The sequence below is a fragment of the Pseudoalteromonas sp. BMB genome (assembly GCF_001709235.1).
Taxonomy (GTDB): domain Bacteria; phylum Pseudomonadota; class Gammaproteobacteria; order Enterobacterales; family Alteromonadaceae; genus Pseudoalteromonas; species Pseudoalteromonas maricaloris.
On the sequence record NZ_MBQA01000001.1, the window covers coordinates 12,649 to 31,028 of the forward strand.

The following is an 18,380-nucleotide window of genomic DNA, read 5'->3' on the forward strand; positions in this document are numbered from 1 at the left end:
CGTAGTCCTGTTTATTTTATGCCGAGGATTTGATTATTGCGTTCGGTATCGGTGCTACTTCCTGCAAAATCATCGAAGGCTTTTTCGGTTGGTCTTATCAAGTGCTGTTTGATAAATTCAGCACCTTCTTTGGCCCCATCTTCAGGGTGCTTAATACAGCATTCCCATTCCAATACAGCCCAACCATCAAAACCGTACTGTGTTAACTTACTAAATATTTTCTTAAAGTCGACCTGTCCGTCACCTAATGAACGAAACCGTCCTGGCCGTTGTTGCCATCCTTGGTATCCGCCGTAAACACCGCAGCGGCCATTGGGGATAAACTCGGCATCTTTTACATGGAACGCTTTGATACGTTCATGATAGATGTCGATAAATGCCAAGTAGTCCAATTGCTGTAAAACAAAGTGACTTGGATCGTAAAGAATATTGGCTCGCGGGTGATTATTCGTCGCCGCTAAAAAGCGTTCAAAAGTCACGCCATCGTGTAGATCTTCACCCGGGTGAAGCTCATAGCAGACATCCACGCCAACCTCGTCAAAGCGGTTTAAAATAGGCAACCAGCGTTTTGCGAGCTCCTCAAACCCTTGTTCCACTAAGCCATTTGGACGTTGTGGCCACGGGTAAAAGGTATGCCAGAGCAAGGCGCCAGAAAAGCTTGCGTGACTGGTTAGCCCAAGCTTAGCGCTGGCACTGGCCGCTAGCATTAGTTGCTCTGTTGCCCACTCCATTCGAGCCTGAGGAGAGCCATGCACTTTTGCTGGTGCAAAGCCGTCAAACATTTGGTCATAAGCTGGGTGCACCGCCACTAATTGACCCTGCAAATGGGTTGATAGCTCTGAAATAGTAAGGCCATGCTCTGCGGCAATACCAGTGATCTCGTCGCAATAATCTTGGCTTTCAGCGGCTTTTTGCAGATCGAACAGTCGCTGTTCCCAACTTGGTAGCTGAATACCTTTATAACCTAGGCTACTTGCCCACTGGCAAATACTATTAAAATTGTTAAATGGCGCCTCGTCTGAGACAAACTGCGCGAGAAAAATAGCGGGTCCTTTAATTTGCTTCATTCTTATTTTATCCAATAGTAAAGGGGTGCCACTTAGTGTCTTTTGCACTAGCTGCTACCGCGTTTTCAATAAATGCCATGCCACGGACTGCAGCGTTAATACTTGGCACGTCAAATTCTTCGTGTTGCACATTGGCTTGCTGCTGGTGTGCACGAATAAGGTTGGCGAAGTTAAGGTAGATATTTGCAAATGCTTCCAGATACCCCTCAGGGTGACCTGCTGGCACACGAGTTGCGCTAATGGCTGCTTGGCTAAGTGAGCCCACTCCTGTGCGGATCAACTGAGCTGGAGCATTTGCCGCACGTAACCACAAACTATTAGGTTCCATTTGCGACCATTCGATACTGGCTTTGTCACCATAGATTTTTAAGGTGAGATTATTTTCTTCGCCAAGGGCTATTTGGCTTGCCATCAATACGCCCTTTGCACCGTTGCCAAAGCGCAGTAACACTGTGCCGTCATCGTCGAGCTGTCGGCCGGACACAACCGTGTTTAAATCCGCACAAAGCGCTTCTATCTCCAAGCCACTCACATATTCGGCAAGGTTCGCTGCGTGTACACCGATATCGCCCATACAACAACTCACGCCAGACTTGCTTGCATCTAGCCGCCAGCTGGCTTGCTTGCTGTTTTCGTCATCAGCACTTGCAAGCCATCCTTGACTGTATTCAACGACGACTTTGCGTACTTTGCCAAGTTCGCCGTTTGCGATGCGGTGGCGTGCTTCTTTCACCATTGGGTAGCCGGTATAGGTGTGTGTTAATCCGTACAAGCAATTGCTCTTTTGAAGCTGTGTTTGTAGACGTAGAGCCTCAGATAAATTGAGCGTTGCAGGCTTATCACTCAAGACGTGAAAGCCGTGTTCGATCGCGGCAGTGGCAATCGGAAAATGCAAATGGTTTGGGGTCACGATGGCAACAAAGTGGATGCGCTCCGACTCTGGCAGTTCCGCTTCTTGTTGTAAGAGTGCTTGGTAGCTGGCATAGCAACGTGCTGGGTTAAGCCCGAGTTGCTGGCCCATTGCGAGGCTTTTGTTTGGATCGGCGCTAAATGCGCCTGCAACAAGTTCAATTTGACCATCTAAACGCGCGGCTATGCGGTGCACTGCACCTATGAAAGCGCCTTCTCCACCACCGATCATGGCCATGCGGATTTTGTTATTATCCATCGTTTAGCTCCGTCGAGTTATCGAGGTAAGTTAATCTGATGTTATTGATAATAGGTAACAGAGGCGCCAAAGTGATAATAAAAATTCGGTTGACAATGCAACAAAATCGGCGTTTAAAATAAATTATTATAATTATAAAAAGGCGGTAAATAGGGCAATGGAAGAGCAAACAATATTGAATAAAGCTGGCGTAAATCAATTGATTGCAGCATTTGATCTGATCCCGGACATCCTCTTTTGGGTCAAAGACACAAAAAGTAGAATAGTGCATGCGAACCAACACTTTGTTGAACATCAGGGCTATAAAACCCTAGATCAAATCTTACTGAAAACCGATTTTGACTTTTCACCGCAACACTTGGCATTCCAATACGTTAACGATGATAAACGAGTGATGGAAGGCTTTATCGTAACGGATAGATTAGAACTCAATCAAACCGAAAATGGGGAATTGGCATGGTTTTCCACGTCAAAAAAAGTGTTACTTGACGGCGAAAATGCGATTATGGGCACTTATGGTGTTACGCGACATCTAGCGAAAACGTCAAAGGCGTTGTCTCACGTAAGAGCCATTGAAGCGCCCGTTGAATTTATTCGGGCGCATTACCATCGTCATATTTGTATCGAAGAATTGGCGGAACTTGCTCACCTGTCGGTAAGCGCACTGGAACGCAGATTTAAGAAGCATTTAGCCAAAACCCCGAATCAATTTATCAACGAAGTGAGATTGGAAAATGCCCGTAAATTATTGGTCGAAACACGCTTACCAGTATCACAAGTCGCTTATCAGTGTGGCTTTTCAGAGCCAAGTTATTTTAGCAAGCAGTTTCGTCGTTTATTTGGTGAAATCCCGTCGCAATTACGTAAAGAGTTAACGTCGAGCGAGCGTTAACGCTGCGACTTCTGGTGATAATGCTGGTGTTACCAGCGCATTTTCGTATTCGGCAGCTAACCATGGACGAATAGGCTTAGCAATGCCCCCAACTAGCGCGACTTTCTGTGCCCCTAAGCTCTGCAAATGACGGACATAACGCTCAATAAACTGTGCCGCGCTACTTAAGATCTGCTCGGCATAGGGATCGTTTGGCGTAGCAAAAACATGTTGAGCAAACTGGGCAAAATACTGGGGAGTGGCGTTTAGCGTGAGTTTGACTAGCTGTTCGGTACTGTGGCAATTCATGGCAGCCAAAAACGACTCAATCATCAGACTGCTAGGGGACAGTGTATCAAGCACCTCGATGGCATGTTTCACTAAACTCAAACCGATCCAACTGCCACTTGCACCATCACTGAGTAATAATCCGTGGCCGCCGAACTCCCTAAATTGTCCATGCGTCACCAGACCCGCGCAAAATCCGGTGCCAAGAATGATTACACCGCCATCTTCGTGTTGATGCGCACCAAGGCAAGCAATGTGTGCATCGGTTGAAAATTGAAAACGTGCAAAAGGGGAACGCCATTGCTGCATCGCCTCACAAGTCGTCGTGACATTCGCGCCGGCAAGTCCTGCAAAAGCACTGATGTTAGCAATGTCGTGGTGGGGGATTTTTGCATTTGTCAGCGCTGTCATTGTTGCGCTCAACATTGACTCTTGGGCCTGATGTATTGATGTTGCTATGTTTGCAGGGCCGCTGGTGGCCTCGGCAAGGAGCTGTCCATGTTGATCCTCGAGGCGGACTTTACATTTCGTCCCGCCACCATCAATCCCTAAAAATAGCTTCGATGCTGTCATTGTATTGCCTTTTCTGATCCGGTGAGTATTGCATTAACTAGCCTTGGGCAAACTTCATCGCCATGGTGCACGCCAGAGTGAGTATGTAGAGAGAGTGGACCAAATTCACTTAAAAGCCAAAGATCCGCTGCGTTTATCGTGTTGACCCCTCCACCGATCACAACTTCGATTTCAGCATTGAGTTTTTTCAGTAAGGCAATGAGCTGACTGGTACCAAACGCTGCGCCTTTGCCACTTTGCCATGTATTGCCGGTGGTTAAGACCCGCTCAACGCCTAACTCTAGCAGCGTCTCGGCTGCCTGCTGCCAGTTTGCAGCGGCGTCAAAGGCGCGATGAAAGGTGACAGAAAGGCCTAAGGATTTTGCCGTGGCAATGAGTGCTCGACAATGGTCAGTCGCTATCTCTTGATTGTCGTCGATAAAACCAAGCGCAATACCAGTTGCGCCAGCGCAAGCAATGCCATCTATCCCTTTTTGTAACTGATATAGCATGGCGTCATCAATAAAAAAATGCGGTGCTTGGCGTAACATCACAATACATTCGCCAAAGCTTGGTAAATACTGGGCTACTGCCGCTATCGCCGTCGGGTTTGGGGTCAAGCCACCGCAACTCAGTACACTACAGAGTTCTATCCTTGTTGCCCCAGATGCAAAAGCAATTTGTGCATTTCGCTGCAACAAATGAGGATTATCGCTGCTGAGGCATATTTCCAAGTTTTTACCTGAATAGTTTGCCGAATTCATATTTCACTCTTGAAGTTGAATAATTTTAAAGTTTAAAATGCTTGGTTTTGAATATTTAATTAGTTCAATAAAAACATTTGGTTACACATGTTTGGAACGTTTTTAAATTGCCTAATATAGAAACTAATAATGAGTTTTTATGTTAATCAGACTATAAACCAAGGAAATTGAAATTGGATCTTTTTTTGACCTAAACGCCGATTTTGTCTTAGTGCAAACCGAAATTCTATTATCACTTTTTGTAGAGCGCTCCTATTCTGAACGAGTGTTTCACAAACCATTAACCCCTATAGGGAAACAAAAAAGGGTCGTCACAAAGTCATGCGTCATGGAGCAGCAAGGGACGTCGTGGCTTTACAAATTATAAAAAACTTGGAGATAGGAATGGCCAATAATAATAACAGACGCCATGTGACAGGAAGGTCACGGCAATTTAGCAAGTCTGCACTGGTCCTCGCTATGTTATCAGCTACTAACTGGGCAATGGCTGAAGAAACCGAAAAAGAGGAAGCGCAGGAAATCGAAACGATTGAGGTGCGCGGGATCCGCGCATCTATGGCCGAAAACTTGGCGATTAAGCGTTTATCAAACGCGATTGTGGATGCCATTACAGCAGAAGACATCGGCAAGTTTCCCGATAAAAATGTGGCGGATTCACTGCAACGCGTACCCGGTGTGGTGATTTCTCGTAGTGGCGGGGAAGGGGAAAACGTCAGTATTCGTGGCCTTTCTTCTGATCTTACTTTTACGCAGTTAAACGGCAATTTTATCGCTTCTTCTCCGGGCTCGCCGTCGCGCTCTTTTAGTTACTCTTTGTTGCCTTCTACCATGGTGCAATCGGTTGAAGTCTTTAAGTCTTCTGAAGCGCGTTTAGATGAAGGAGGGGTCGGCGGCACGGTTATTCTACACAGCCGTAAACCACTGGATATGGAGGCAAATTCTGGGGCGTTAAATGTTGAATATACTTACGCTGATGTGACTGAAGAGTACGAGCCTAATTTTAGCGGCGTTTATTCTTGGAAGAACGAAGAAGAAACTTTTGGCTTGCTAGTTGGTTATACCAAACAAGACCGCACCAACCGCTCTTTAGGCGGTGATATGTCGGGCGGTGGCGGTTGGCGTTGGGCAACAAGTTCAGACTTGCCAGCAACGGACACGGCGGGCAATGTGATTGCTGATAGTACACGCCGATTTGCAGCGTTAGAAGATGCTTATGGTAACGTTTATGATGGTGTTTGGGCACCGCAAGTTGCAGGTGTTGGGGTAACCAAAGAAAAACGTGAACGTCAGGGGTTACAAGCCACCATTCAATGGCGTCCAATAGATGATTTATCTTTAACATTCAATCATTTTCATTTTGAGCTTGGGCAAAATCGCACCACGTCGCAAATGTGGATCCCAGAATGGAAGTACAACCCAGATTATCTTACCGGTATTACTCTAGACGAAACCGGTACGATTGTGACTGGCATGGACTTTACCAGTGGCGCTGGTGGCACTGAAGGGAATCTTGAATTTCCTTGGATCATTGGTAGTTATACGGTAGAAAAAGATACCTCGGATACCTACGACTTCGCCTTTGAGTATGCCGGTGACTTATATGACTTACGCGGTAAATTTGGTCACACTGAAGCCAGCGGTGGCCCTTCAGAATCTTGGAGTGCGGCGTATAAAAGCGGCCAACCTGCGAGTCGCAGCGATTCCGGGCAGGTTGAAAACGCCGCTTCATTTGCAGGGTGGCGATTAGGTGACAGAGTGTCGCTGTACGCCGATCCCGCTTTGTTGTCTAACCTTCAGGCTGGTATTGCCGGCGATCCCGATCCGGGGTCGACAGGTTCAAGCTTTGTCGTCAGTGACTTAGAAGAGGACTATGCTCAGTTAGACCTTGATTATCGCGTCGGGTACGGCATCGTTGATACGCTGCGTGTCGGTGCTAAATATCGTAAAGCGACACTGCATCGCGAAACCAACAACACCTTCTTCATCACTCAAGATGGGGCTGACAGAATTGCCAGTGGCGAGCTTGATCCATTCAGTCAAGGTGCCATTGATGAGGTGTCTTATCAGTGGATTGGTGGTATGCCAAAACTGGAGGATATTTTGAACGCAACGTCTGAACAAAATATCCCAGGCGGTTTTGAAGTAAATGCGATGCCCACGATCAATTGGGATCGATACCGCGAAATCGTGACCAGTGAATATGTTAAGCACACGCGCCGTGAGCCTGATTTTGTGTTCGACATAGAAGAAGAGATCATGGCCGCCTATCTACAGGCCGATTTTTCTTTTGGAGATTTTAGAGGAAACATCGGGGTACGCTATGTCGAGACTGAAACGCAGATTATGTCATCGGATAAAATTAACTACTTTTTAGATGACATTGATGATGTCACCGAAGAGGATATTTTAGGTGATGAGCGCCTTATTGACGTTGAAACCACCACCGTGCGTACCGTAACTGACTCGCAATTTCTACCTAGTTTCAATATTGTCTGGGATGCCAGCGACAATCTTGTTATACGTGGTGCTATCGCCAAAACGATGTCTCGAGCTCCGTTCAACGACATGGGTGCGCCAGAGCAGCTGACCTTTATCTCTCAAGAATGGGCAGACGACAGGCTTGAGTTTAGAGGCAACCCTGTGGAGCCAGGATGGCGTGGCTCAGGTGGTAACAAAGCGCTAAAACCATTTGAATCGGTACAGATGGATTTATCTGCGGAGTATTATTATGACGAAGGATCTGCGGTTGGCATTGCGGTGTTCAACAAAGACGTAGATAACTTTATCGTGCCCTTGATTATTACCTCAGTAAGGCCGTTTGAGGGCTTTGATAACCCTTTTACCGGTGTTGAAATTGTACCGCCGGGTGATATTACCGTCACGCCGTTTACCACCACCGCCAATGGTACAAATGCAACCTCTCGGGGAATAGAGCTGTTTGCACAACATGCATTCGACAATGGCTTTGGTCTCAACGTTAACTACACCCTAAACGATACCAATCAGGCAGACATTAGCGTAGACGGTGAAAAGGTCGGTGAGTCTGCGCTTGTTGGCAGTGCCGATAATCAATTTAACTTCTCCGCCTATTACGAGAATGACACCTTTAGTGTCAGAGCATCATATAACCGCCGAGGAGAAACCGCTTTGGGGCTTGCTGACGGGCTCACTGTATATCAGGAACCATACCAACAAGTTGATGTGAACGCTTCATATAACTTGATGGAAAACCTGATCCTAACCGCGTCTGTGATCAACTTAACCAAAGAAGAACCGAGAACCTTTTATGGTGAAGATTCTAAAGCGAGATTGCGCAGCAGCAGCTACACCGGGCAGCGCTACTATGCCGGGATCACCTATCGATTTTAACTTTGGCGATAACCATAAAGTAATGCAAACAGGGTGAAGTCGTGTCAGTACAACGAGAAACAATATCACGGCTTATCACCTGCTTGTGGTGCGTTTATATCAACCTAGTCACACGAGTTGGTTGATATGTAAGAAGGGATAAATATGAAAACGTTAAATAAAATAAGAAATGCGATCCCGCTCATTGCCGTTAGCAGTTTATTGGCTGCATGTGGCGGCGGGAGCGATGACCCAAAAGTTGAAGAAGTGCCAGTAACCCCTGCTGTGACGACGGCAGAAGTATCGGGTTCAGTGATAAAAGGCACGTTGAGCCAAGCCCGCATTTCGGTGACGGCGCTCAATGGCTCTAGCATGATGATGGATGAGAACTCGGCAACCAGTCAATCGGGGGAGTTGTTTATTGAACTGACGGGTAAAGCCGGGTTTGGCATTAATTCCACCATTAAAGTGACCGCCACAACGAGCGAAGGCTCGCAGATGCGCTGCGACGCCAGTCGCTGTGGTTCTGTAGGAATTGGGGAGCAGGTAAGTGGCGAGTATATTGCTGGTGTGACTTTGGCTACCTTAAGTCATGTCGCCGTACCGTTTGGTTCAAACGCCGATGGCAGTGCTGATGCGACCTTACAAATCAACGCCTTGACGACACTAGCAACCATGCTGGTGGAGCAGCAAATTGCTGAGGGGCGTAATGTCTCTACGCCCGAATTAATGGCATTGGCAAAAGTGGAGATGTCTGCGTTATTGCTTCGGGCCCTTGGCTGGCAAACCGGGAACACCAATGTTTTTGAGTTACCTGTGGTTAGCGCCGATCAATTAACGAATTTTGAATTAGGGGAAACTTGCACAACCTCTGACTCTGGTGAGCAAAATTGCGAGATGACGTATGTTTCCGAGAGTGTGCAAAAGCTTTCTCTATTCAATGCTGCATTTGCCCAGTTTGATGAGCAAGGCTCTTTGCAAGGCGTCTTAAGCAACTCTGCTAGCAATCTTAGCGCCGCACTTGGCGGTGATGAAGTTGCACTTGAAGCGCTTCGATTGCCAATTTACAACGCGCTTCAAGCTCACCCATTCACTGCGCAGCTAGGCCTCAGTGCCGATAGTATTATGGACTTAGCGTTACCATTATTTGATGAGCCGGTATCCACGGGACCCATGCAGCAAGTCGTGACATCAGGTGCCACTATCACAGCAAGAAATGCTATTGGTGATGCTGAGAGTGCAGACAAAGCATTTGATGGCGATCCACAAACTAAATGGCTTGACCACAATGACTGGCAGGGGCCACCTACTGAGGAAGCGCCATCTTGGATCCAGGTGGATTTTCCCACTCAACAAGCAATTAGCGGTGTTTACATTACCAGTGCTAATGATGCCCCAGAGCGAGACCCTGAAAACTTCTCTTTACTAGCTTCTAATGATGAGGGTGCGAGTTGGGTTAATTTGGGTAATGTGGTTGGGGCGTCGTTTGAAGCGCGCTTTGAACGTCAAGGCTTTGTATTTGGTAATGCGCAAAAGTATACAAGCTACCGAATTGCAGTGACAAAGAACAAAAATAACGATGGCTTACTGCAAATTGGAGAAATTCAATTTGTCGGGCCGGTTTATCCGAGCGTTGACCATACTGATACTGAGACGTTTGCGGTCACGGCAAGCAACAGTATCGGTGAGGCGGAAAACCAAGATAAGGCATTTGATAACGACCCAACCACTAAGTGGCTAGATCATAATGATTGGCAAGGCCCACCTACCGTCGAAGTGCCTTCATGGATCCAAGTAGATTTTAATGAGGCTGTGGCGGTTAATCAGCTTGCGATAACGAGCGCCAATGATGCACCAGAGCGAGATCCTGAGAACTTTGCTTTGTTAGGCTCTAACGATAACGGGGTTACATGGCAGCAGTTGAGTAATTGGGTTGGTGAGTCTTTTAAAGCGCGAGGGGAGCGCCAAAGCTTTGCGGTAGCGAATCAATTGCCATACCAAAGCTATCGTCTTGAGATAACCAAGAACAAAAATAATGATGGCTTGATGCAGCTTGCTGAGATTGAATTAATCGGTCCAGAAATCTCTGGATTAGATCATGCACAAGTACAAGGTGCGAGTTACTCGGCGCGATTTAGCATTAGTGATTCAGAAGGTGCAGCGCAAGCATTTGATAAAAATGTTGAGACTAAATGGCTCGATCACAACGATTGGCAGGGGCCTCCCACTGTTGAAAATCCAGCTTGGATTCAAGTTAGCTTGCCGCAAGCGCAAGCGGTAAATACTTTGTACATTACCAGCGCCAATGATGCGCCAGAGCGTGACCCTGAAAACTTCCAATTTTTAGCATCTCACGATGGGGAAGTGTGGCAAGTATTAAATACTTGGGTAGGGGAGTCGTTTGAATCACGTTTTGAACGTCGTGCCTTTGCGTTTGCTAATGGCTTGGCTTACACACATTATCGCTTGTCTATCAGTAAAAATGCGAATAATGATGGATTAGTGCAAATAGCTGAAATTGAACTCGCCGGACCTCAGTATGCACTTGAAGATTTGTCTGACTTGGCTGGAACAAGCTTTACCGCGCGTAATCGTATTGGAGATGCGGAAAGTGAACAAAAGGCGTTTGATAATGATATCGAGACAAAATGGTTAGATCACAATGAGTGGCAAGGCCCGCCAACAGAGGAATCACCATCTTGGATCCAAGCTGATTTTACTGCGCCACAGATTGTGAGTGGTTTGGCAATCACAAGTGCGAATGATGCTCCAGAGCGCGATCCCGAAAATTTCCAGTTACTGGGTTCTAATGATGGCGGTGAGACGTGGACAGAAGTCGCGGTTTGGGTGGGTGAGAGCTGGGATGAGCGCTTACAACGAAGAGCGTTTACTTTCTCTAATGCTTTTGCCTATAGCAGTTATCGTCTAAATATTAGCAAAAATGCGAATAACGATGGCCTAGTACAGATCTCAGAAATCGAGCTCCTTGGTCTTAGCGGCGAATAGCCTAAATAACCTAAGGTTAAACAAATCTCAACCAAAAAAAGCCAGAATGCAATTTGCGCTCTGGCTTTTTATTTGTCTCAATGAGAGTGACTTAGTATGATTGATTATGCCAATTTACTTAATTAAGTGGCCTATTTTGAGGCAAGAAAATCTTGTCGATAGCCCCGCTACCGCGTCCTGCTATCGCCAAGGTACCTACCTCCGTGTAGGCAAGGCAAAAATTTTGCTATTTAGTTGCTCTAAATGAGAAATTTTTAACGCAGCTAGCGTCAGATTTAATTCCTCAAATTGAGCAAGTATTGAGTCAAATTGGGATTATAATACATCTACGGCTTGCAAAGACTCGCTTTGGTAGCAGCCCAGTAAGCGTACAAACTGGGTATGATCTTTTAATTCTTCAAGTGCTGCTTGGACTTGTGAGTCTGCAATATTGGCAAGCAAATCTACATAAAAGACTTCTTCCCAAGGGTTACCAGGTACTGGGCGTGACTCTAGCTTAACCATATTGATATTGTGCTGTTTAAATACCATCAGCGCGTCAGCAAGTGAGCCTACTTGCTGTTTAGTGGCCATAATTAAACTGGTTTTGGTTGGGATTTGAGTAGACACTTGAAGTGCTTTTCTTGCTACTACAATAAAGCGGCTATGGTTTTCGGTCTGATTCGCAAGGCCAGACTTCACCACTTCTAGACCCATATTCTTACCTGCTTGTGCAGAGCCAATCGCGGCACTGTTTGGGTGCTCTCCTGCTTCTTTTAATGCACTAGAGGTCGAGTCGCAAGTTTCATGCTGAATATCCCCCAGACCTTGAATAAAACGGCTGCACTGGGCAAAAGGTTGGGGGTGCGCATAAATTTTGTCGATCGCTTGTAATTCTGTGTCTGGCAAAGCTAGGAGGCAATGCTCTACGGTATGCGTTACTTCGCCCACAATAGATACTTGCGCATGTTGTAATAAATCAAATACTTCGTTGATACTGCCTGAACTGGTATTTTCAATAGGTAAGATACCAAAGTCCGCTTGACCTTTCTCTACCTGCTCGGTGATTTGCTCAAAGCTTTGGCAACCCATTTCCACAAGCTTACCGGGACGACGGCTGAAGTATTTATGACAAGCAAGCTGGCTATAAGAGCCTTGTCCACCCAAGTAGGCAACGCGGTGTGTATCACCTACTGCATCGGGGTTTAAGTTCTTTTGCAGCATGGCTTGCTGGTTTAATACAGAGTCTTCTAAGATAGTTTGGAAAACGCTGTTTATATAAAAGGCATCAAGACCCAGAGATTTACCATATCGGATCAGTTTCTCCAGCAGTGCCTGCTCACGTGCTTCATCACGGATAGGTTTGTTGTTGGCAATCTTATATTCCAGCACGCCATGACTAATGCGACGTCGCTTTGCCAGTAAAATCAGTAATTCCGAATCTATCTCATTGATATCATGCCTAAGGGCATCTAATGTATTTTGTGTCATAGGTCCTCACTCCCATTTAGCCAAAAAAAAAGCCTCCCGAAGTTGGGAGGCTTAGCTATTCTTTTTCACTCGCGAACAGTCAAGCCTCTTCACCTAAAGAAGCTAAAAAAGAAATATGTGTTGCTGTTGCGTGTGATGAAATTCATTTATTCAAACCTTACTTTGAAACTGAATACATTATTAGCATAGAACTAAACGAGAAAACAAGTACTACTTTGGACGTATTGGCAAAAACCTAAGTTATTTAGTAGATAAGTGCCCAATCTCAGTGAGTTAAGTACGTTAATCAAACGTAACTTATTGGCGAGTCGAAAAATATTCTGGTATATTCAGGCAACACCACCACTGTAAATAAAAGAATAGGTTAACTTGTGGGCAATCGTCGTCCCCCATCAAGATATGGTGCAAGCTCTTTAAGTGTAAAGCTGTCGATGTTGATTTCGGCCGTGTGTTTGATCGCGGGCGTTTTTGCTGCAGCATTGATGCTAAAATCTGAAGAAAAGCAGTTGATCTATGAAGAGTATGATGAGCTTAAGCGTTTTAGTGCGCAGGTGAACAATCAGTTTTCAAATTACCTCGATCTTAAAGCCAACTTGGCCGAACAAGCCAATTCAGTGGTTTCCAAACACTTACTTTACGGTGTTCAAGATTTATCTGGCGCACAAGCGAGTGTCGACAAGCGTGGCGAAAACTTAGCGAGTACAGCCAAAAATGGCCTTTCTGCAGCTATGTATACTGGCGATTTAAAATTGCAGTCAGTGCAAAAGTTATTTTCTGAATCTGAATTGCTTTGGAATATTCTTGCGCCCCCACTGTTACAGGATTTCTTTAATTTTTACCTCTCTACAAAAGACGGATTTGTCCGTGTTGCGCCTCCTAATGCCCTATTAGCGAAAGACCCTAGGCTGGTAAATAATCAGCTTCATAACTTGCCTGTTTTACATGCTGAACAAAACCCAACGAGGGAAGCGGTATGGTCGGGCGTGTATTTTGATAGGGTTTGGAACAAATGGGTGGTCAGTATTTTGGTGCCTTTATACTTACATGACAAATACCTTGGGTTAACGGGTAGCGATATAGAGTTGACCACCTTACTCGAAAAACTACCTAAATCTGACCATCAGCAAGGTTTCATCGTTTTTGATAAACAGGGTCGATTATTGGCAGCTCCCGGCCTGTTTAAAACCACCGCTGCGACTGGGCAGCTATTGGACCACAACAAGCTACCGGAAGATTTGAGTAAAATAGTACAAACTGCACTTATTACTAAGCTGCCAAATATCCAAGATGAATTTAGATATAAAGACAACTGGCATATTATGCACGTGACCCATATTGCCAATTTAGATTGGTACATTGGGATCTACAAGAAGCGGGCGTCGGCTATCTCGGCCATTGAAGAGCTTAAAGTTAAGTTCTTCGGTTTGTTTATTCTGTATGCCATTTTTGTTGCGATATTACTGCATCAGGTTCTATATCAATTAGTACTCAAACGTATCAATGCGCTCGTTAAAGCAGTGAAGGGATTTGGTCGAGGGCAGTGGGATACGCCAACCTTGCCGCATACCGATGACGAAATAGGTCAATTGAACGCCTCATTTAATGACATGAGTGTTGAGATAAAACAGCTTGTAAATGGCCTAAATCAACGTATTACAGAAAAGGAAATCGCAGAAAAGGCGGCAAACCGTTTGTCAAAAGCTGTGGCTTTTTCCGGTACTGGCGTTGTATTGACCAATGAGCACTTTCAAATTGAGTACGTCAATCCAAAAATGCAGGAAATGACGGGCTACGATGAACAGCATTTTATTGGCTCTCCGCTTTTGAGTATTATTTCAAAAGACATGGCAATTCTCATTGATGATATCGATATTGACCTACGCAGTCGCAATCATTGGCGCGGGGATACGATGTTGGCGGGTAACAGAGAGGCGCCTATTTGGGTTAGCTTGAGCGTGTCGCCGATCCGTGAAGAAGGTGGCGCAATTTCAAGTTATGTCGCCTCAGCCCAAGATATTTCGTTTGTAAAAGAAAGCCAGCGTAAAATGGAAGAATTGGCTTATTTTGATACCTTAACCGGCCTTGCCAATCGAACGTTTTTCAGGATGCAGTTACGGAAATCCATGGCACTTGCAGAACGTGGTCATTACGCCTTTGCTCTATTTTACTTTGACTTAGATGAGTTTAAACGCATCAATGATACTTTAGGACATGACGCGGGTGACCGCTTATTGCTTGAAGTTGCGACAAGATTGAAAAAGCGCCTCCGTGCAGAAGATACCATTGCCAGATTGGGTGGGGATGAGTTTGCGGTGTTACTGAGTGGCATCAATGAGCGAGAAAATGCCATGGAAGTTGCCAATATCATTCAAAAGACACTGGCAGAACCAATAAAGCTGGGGAATAACGAAGTGATCGTCAGTGCAAGTATTGGCATTACGATGGCTCCGTTTGACAGTAAAGAAGAGGAGCAGCTGCTTAAACATGCAGATTTGGCAATGTATCAGGCCAAAGCAAAAGGGCGGAACACTTACCATTTCTATAGCCAAGATTTAGACGAAGCTGCTAACGAGCGTCTATATATAGAGAACGAGCTGCGTATAGCAATTAAGGCGCAACAATTTACCTTGCATTATCAGCCACAAGTGAACAGTGAAAGTGGTGAGGTTGTAGGCTATGAAGCGCTTATTCGCTGGTTCCACCCAAGCGAAGGAACCATTCCGCCAAGTAAGTTTATTCCAATTGCTGAAGCGACAGGCCTAATCGTAGAGCTTGGTGCATGGGTGTTAGAAGAAGCGTGCCATTTTTCTCGTCGTTTAAAAGCCGCGGGCAAAATTGCCAACATATCTATCAACCTTTCTGCGAGGCAGTTTAAAGATGCACAATTGATCAGCACGCTGTCAGATATTATAGACAGAACTGAGATGGAGCCGACTCTACTACACCTTGAACTTACCGAGAGTATGTTGATGGGAGATGTGGAAGCGGCAATCATACAACTTAGAGATATCAAAGCGCTTGGCGTTTCACTGTCTATTGACGACTTTGGTACAGGTTATTCGTCTTTAAGTTATATTAAACGTTTCCCTGTAGACATACTTAAAATCGACCGCTCCTTTGTAAAGGATATCCCTGAAGATCCGAACGATATGGAAATCACCGCTGCTATCATTGCAATGGCGCAAAAATTAAATTTGCAGGTTATTGCTGAAGGGGTGGAAACTGAGGCTCAGATGACGTTCTTAGCGAAAAATAACTGCTATATCGTACAAGGTTATTACTACAGCCCGCCGCTAAGTGAAGCCGATATTCTGAGATTTTTCCCAGCGGTATAGCAGCTCAGCCCCAAAAGTTTGGGGCTGAAAATAATAAGCGCTTAACCACCTGCGATTTTCACTTTGAAGCCTTGGCCTTCTAATAACAGCTTAAGCTTTTCTCTGTCATCGCCTTGAATTTCAATAACGCCTTCTTTAACTGCACCACCTTGACCCATTTTAGATTTAAGCGTTTTTGCCAATTTTTTCAGGTCGTGTTGTTCACTATCGATGCCAACAACAAGCATAACGCCTTTGCCTTTGCGCCCTTTAGTTTGTCTTTCAATACGAACGGCACCGTCTTTAAAAACTTTCCCTTGAACTTCTTGCTTTGGCTCTTTGGTGTCAATACGGCCTACATCTGTGGAGTACACAAGTCTTGATTCTGACATTGATTCTGGTCCTCTTGCGGGTTCTTTGCAGAGATCATAGCAAAAAGCAGATTAGATGTTTTTTATTTTTTGCTAAATGATTTTTAAGCGTTATATTTAAATTGGTGAGGGGAAACAAATCAAAATAATTTAGGAGCTTAATGATGAGCTTGAGTAAAAACGCTTCTGCTGACGGTAAGACACTAACCATTCAAATTAGAGGCAAGTTCGACTTTAATTTGGTGCAATCGTTTCGTCAGGCGTATGCGGAGGTGAATGATCAAACCGAAAAGGTTGTTGTTGACCTGCGTGAAACCGACTATATGGACAGCTCCGCTTTGGGTATGCTGTTAAATATGAAAAAAACACTAGGAAGCTCAGTTTCTAGCATTCAAATTAGTAATTGTCGCCCGCAACTTAAGAAAATCCTCCAGATCTCTCGTTTTGATAAGAAGTTTGATATTGACTGAACGCCGATAGATTAGCCCCTCATGAATATCTTGGTAGTCGACGATCAGGTATTAAACTGTAAGCTGCTCAAGGCGATGCTTGAGCAACAATTTTATACCGTTTTTTGTGCGCATAATGGTCGTGATGCATTAAAAATTCTTGAAAGTCAGGACATCGACATCGTGCTGCTAGACGTTGTCATGCCCGTAATGGATGGCTTTGAGACTGCCCCCAAAATAAAGCAATATGCAGGCGACGTATACCTCCCCATCATCTTTATCACTGCGCTTGAAGATCAAAGTAGCTTTGAAAAGTGTCTCGCTGTAGGAGGTGATGACTTTATTCATAAGCCGTTTGATAAAGTCATTTTATCAGCCAAGATCAAAGCGCATGCGAGGACACGGAGGCTCAGCCAACAAAGCAACGAACAACGCCGACAACTGGAATATCACTATAACCAAATAGAGCGAGAGCACGAGATTGTTGAGCACATCTTTAGTAATGCGCTTGCACAACAATCTGAATATCCTGAGATATGTGAATACCACTTGTCACCTGCGTCAATGTTTAATGGCGATATGTTTTTAATGGCCAAGAGCCCAATGGGTGGCTTTTATTGTTTACTAGGTGATTTTACTGGTCATGGTTTAGCAGCTGCGGTCGGCGCGCTTCCTGCATCGCGCATTTTCTATACTATGGTGCAAAAGGGGATGGCGGTTAGTGATATAGCCGTTGAGCTCAATACCGCCCTTAATGAGTTATTACCCGGCCATATGTTTTGTGCAGCAGCAATCATTGAATTGAGCAGCTCAGGGAAAAGTGTTTCTGCTTGGCTTGGCGGTTTGCCAGATTTATATCTGGTTGACCAAAATGGCAGCCTTATTAAAACCATAGAGAGCCAGCATATGGCGCTTGGTATTCTAGAAGTCGATGAGTTTGAACGTAACCTACTGCATTTTGAAGTTAGCCCCGACCAACGCCTCGTAATGGCGACAGACGGTATCATCGAGTCTGAGTCTGAGCGGGGGGAAATGTATGGCGAACGACGGTTAAAGCGCTTGCTGGCGAGTCGGCAGCATATTTCCACGGATCAAATTATCTCTGAAGTTCGCGAGTTTTCTGGCAATACTGAGCAACAAGATGACTTAAGTATCGCAATTATTAATTGCGTTGCTAGCGATTCAATTGTTTCTGCGCCTAACCATTATTCAAGTTTGCCGTTTAATATTTCGTTATCTTTAGATGCCAAGCAGATGAAAACGACAGATCCGGTACTTGAGCTGGTGGATTTGCTTAGTGAGGTTGACGGTATTTCGGCGCATCGCTCTAACATCTTCTTACTACTCTCAGAGGCCTACAATAATTCTTTAGATCACGGTGTATTGGGGTTAGATTCTGAGATTAAAAATAAAGAAGATGGCTTTTTTGAGTTCTATAGTCTGCGAGAGAGTGTTTTGAAGGAGCTAAAAGAAGCGCTCATTATTATTTCTGTGCGCTACAGCCCTGAAGAGCTAAAGTTATACTTCAACATTTGTGATTCAGGTAATGGTTTTGAATCAAGCGATCGCAATAAAGCGCAGCAAGAGCATAGCCACGGCCGAGGTGTTAGCTTACTTAACGAGATTGCCCAAAGCGTTAGCTACAACAGTGCTGGAAATGAAGTAGAAATGATTTATTCACTCACCTCTAAATCGGTTTAAATTCCACGCAA

12 protein-coding genes are annotated in these 18,380 nt (G+C 45.1%); 6 read left to right on the forward strand and 6 right to left on the reverse strand.

Features of this window, described 5'->3' with window-relative positions; translation table 11 throughout:
- Positions 1-11: 11 nt before the first annotated feature.
- Entirely contained in the window at positions 12-1,067 is a 1,056-nt protein-coding gene (locus tag BB427_RS00075; RefSeq protein WP_010606700.1) for a sugar phosphate isomerase/epimerase family protein, read from the reverse strand.
- Positions 1,068-1,074: 7 nt separating this feature from the next.
- Positions 1,075-2,235, reverse strand: coding sequence for a Gfo/Idh/MocA family protein (locus BB427_RS00080; protein WP_069018567.1), 1,161 nt, complete (start codon positions 2,233-2,235; stop codon positions 1,075-1,077).
- A gap of 157 nt (positions 2,236-2,392) precedes the next feature.
- On the opposite strand from BB427_RS00080, the gene BB427_RS00085 reads away from it, so the two are divergent.
- Positions 2,393-3,127 carry an AraC family transcriptional regulator gene (locus tag BB427_RS00085; RefSeq protein WP_069018568.1) on the forward strand — a complete coding sequence of 245 codons (735 nt, stop codon included), beginning with the start codon at positions 2,393-2,395 and terminating at the stop codon, positions 3,125-3,127.
- Here BB427_RS00085 and BB427_RS00090 read toward each other — a convergent pair.
- Together BB427_RS00090 and BB427_RS00095 are read right to left on the reverse strand one after the other, a co-directional pair.
- Positions 3,107-3,967 carry a BadF/BadG/BcrA/BcrD ATPase family protein gene (locus tag BB427_RS00090; RefSeq protein ID WP_069018569.1) on the reverse strand — a complete coding sequence of 287 codons (861 nt, stop codon included), beginning with the start codon at positions 3,965-3,967 and terminating at the stop codon, positions 3,107-3,109. The two genes, BB427_RS00085 and BB427_RS00090, sit on opposite strands and share 21 nt — an antisense overlap.
- Positions 3,964-4,710 carry a copper homeostasis protein CutC gene (locus BB427_RS00095; protein ID WP_069018570.1) on the reverse strand — a complete coding sequence of 249 codons (747 nt, stop codon included), beginning with the start codon at positions 4,708-4,710 and terminating at the stop codon, positions 3,964-3,966. Before BB427_RS00095 ends, BB427_RS00090 begins: the two co-directional genes overlap by 4 nt.
- A gap of 384 nt (positions 4,711-5,094) precedes the next feature.
- Between BB427_RS00095 and BB427_RS00100 the strand changes: the two genes are divergently transcribed.
- Together BB427_RS00100 and BB427_RS00105 are read left to right on the forward strand one after the other, a co-directional pair.
- Complete coding sequence (locus BB427_RS00100) at positions 5,095-8,079, forward strand: TonB-dependent receptor (protein ID WP_069018571.1); 2,985 nt, start codon at positions 5,095-5,097, stop codon at positions 8,077-8,079.
- 144 nt (positions 8,080-8,223) lie between these two features.
- Complete coding sequence (locus BB427_RS00105; protein ID WP_069018572.1) at positions 8,224-11,064, forward strand: discoidin domain-containing protein; 2,841 nt, start codon at positions 8,224-8,226, stop codon at positions 11,062-11,064.
- A gap of 315 nt (positions 11,065-11,379) precedes the next feature.
- Here BB427_RS00105 and BB427_RS00110 read toward each other — a convergent pair whose 3' ends face one another.
- On the reverse strand, positions 11,380-12,534 hold the full coding sequence (locus tag BB427_RS00110) for a chorismate mutase (RefSeq protein ID WP_069018573.1): 1,155 nt from the start codon (positions 12,532-12,534) through the stop codon (positions 11,380-11,382).
- A 371-nt stretch (positions 12,535-12,905) separates the two neighbouring features.
- Between BB427_RS00110 and BB427_RS00115 the strand changes: the two genes are divergently transcribed.
- Positions 12,906-15,869 (forward strand): bifunctional diguanylate cyclase/phosphodiesterase, encoded by a 2,964-nt coding sequence (locus tag BB427_RS00115; protein WP_069018574.1) that lies wholly within the window; start codon positions 12,906-12,908, stop codon positions 15,867-15,869.
- Between the two features lie 41 nt (positions 15,870-15,910).
- Here BB427_RS00115 and BB427_RS00120 read toward each other — a convergent pair whose 3' ends face one another.
- A complete protein-coding gene (locus BB427_RS00120) occupies positions 15,911-16,240 on the reverse strand; it encodes a translation initiation factor (protein ID WP_010606709.1) in 330 nt (109 codons plus the stop codon).
- Between the two features lie 143 nt (positions 16,241-16,383).
- Here BB427_RS00120 and BB427_RS00125 point away from each other — a divergent pair, with 143 nt between their 5' ends.
- Both BB427_RS00125 and BB427_RS00130 read left to right on the forward strand, forming a co-directional pair.
- Positions 16,384-16,689, forward strand: coding sequence for an STAS domain-containing protein (locus BB427_RS00125; protein WP_010371095.1), 306 nt, complete (start codon positions 16,384-16,386; stop codon positions 16,687-16,689).
- A 21-nt stretch (positions 16,690-16,710) separates the two neighbouring features.
- Positions 16,711-18,369, forward strand: a complete 1,659-nt coding sequence (locus tag BB427_RS00130) for a fused response regulator/phosphatase (protein WP_069018575.1) — start codon at positions 16,711-16,713, stop codon at positions 18,367-18,369.
- The last annotated feature ends 11 nt before the right edge of the window (positions 18,370-18,380 follow it).

Bases quoted from the DNA above. Each gene is read 5' to 3' on its own strand.
- BB427_RS00125 (WP_010371095.1), top strand. From the start codon at position 16,384: ATGAGCTTGAGTAAAAACGCTTCTGCTGACGGTAAGACACTAACCATT.
- BB427_RS00095 (WP_069018570.1), bottom strand. From the start codon at position 4,710: ATGAATTCGGCAAACTATTCAGGTAAAAACTTGGAAATATGCCTCAGC.
- BB427_RS00110 (WP_069018573.1), bottom strand. From the start codon at position 12,534: ATGACACAAAATACATTAGATGCCCTTAGGCATGATATCAATGAGATA.
- BB427_RS00105 (WP_069018572.1), top strand. From the start codon at position 8,224: ATGAAAACGTTAAATAAAATAAGAAATGCGATCCCGCTCATTGCCGTT.
- BB427_RS00120 (WP_010606709.1), bottom strand. From the start codon at position 16,240: ATGTCAGAATCAAGACTTGTGTACTCCACAGATGTAGGCCGTATTGAC.
- BB427_RS00130 (WP_069018575.1), top strand. From the start codon at position 16,711: ATGAATATCTTGGTAGTCGACGATCAGGTATTAAACTGTAAGCTGCTC.
- BB427_RS00075 (WP_010606700.1), bottom strand. From the start codon at position 1,067: ATGAAGCAAATTAAAGGACCCGCTATTTTTCTCGCGCAGTTTGTCTCA.
- BB427_RS00090 (WP_069018569.1), bottom strand. From the start codon at position 3,967: ATGACAGCATCGAAGCTATTTTTAGGGATTGATGGTGGCGGGACGAAA.
- BB427_RS00100 (WP_069018571.1), top strand. From the start codon at position 5,095: ATGGCCAATAATAATAACAGACGCCATGTGACAGGAAGGTCACGGCAA.
- BB427_RS00085 (WP_069018568.1), top strand. From the start codon at position 2,393: ATGGAAGAGCAAACAATATTGAATAAAGCTGGCGTAAATCAATTGATT.
- BB427_RS00080 (WP_069018567.1), bottom strand. From the start codon at position 2,235: ATGGATAATAACAAAATCCGCATGGCCATGATCGGTGGTGGAGAAGGC.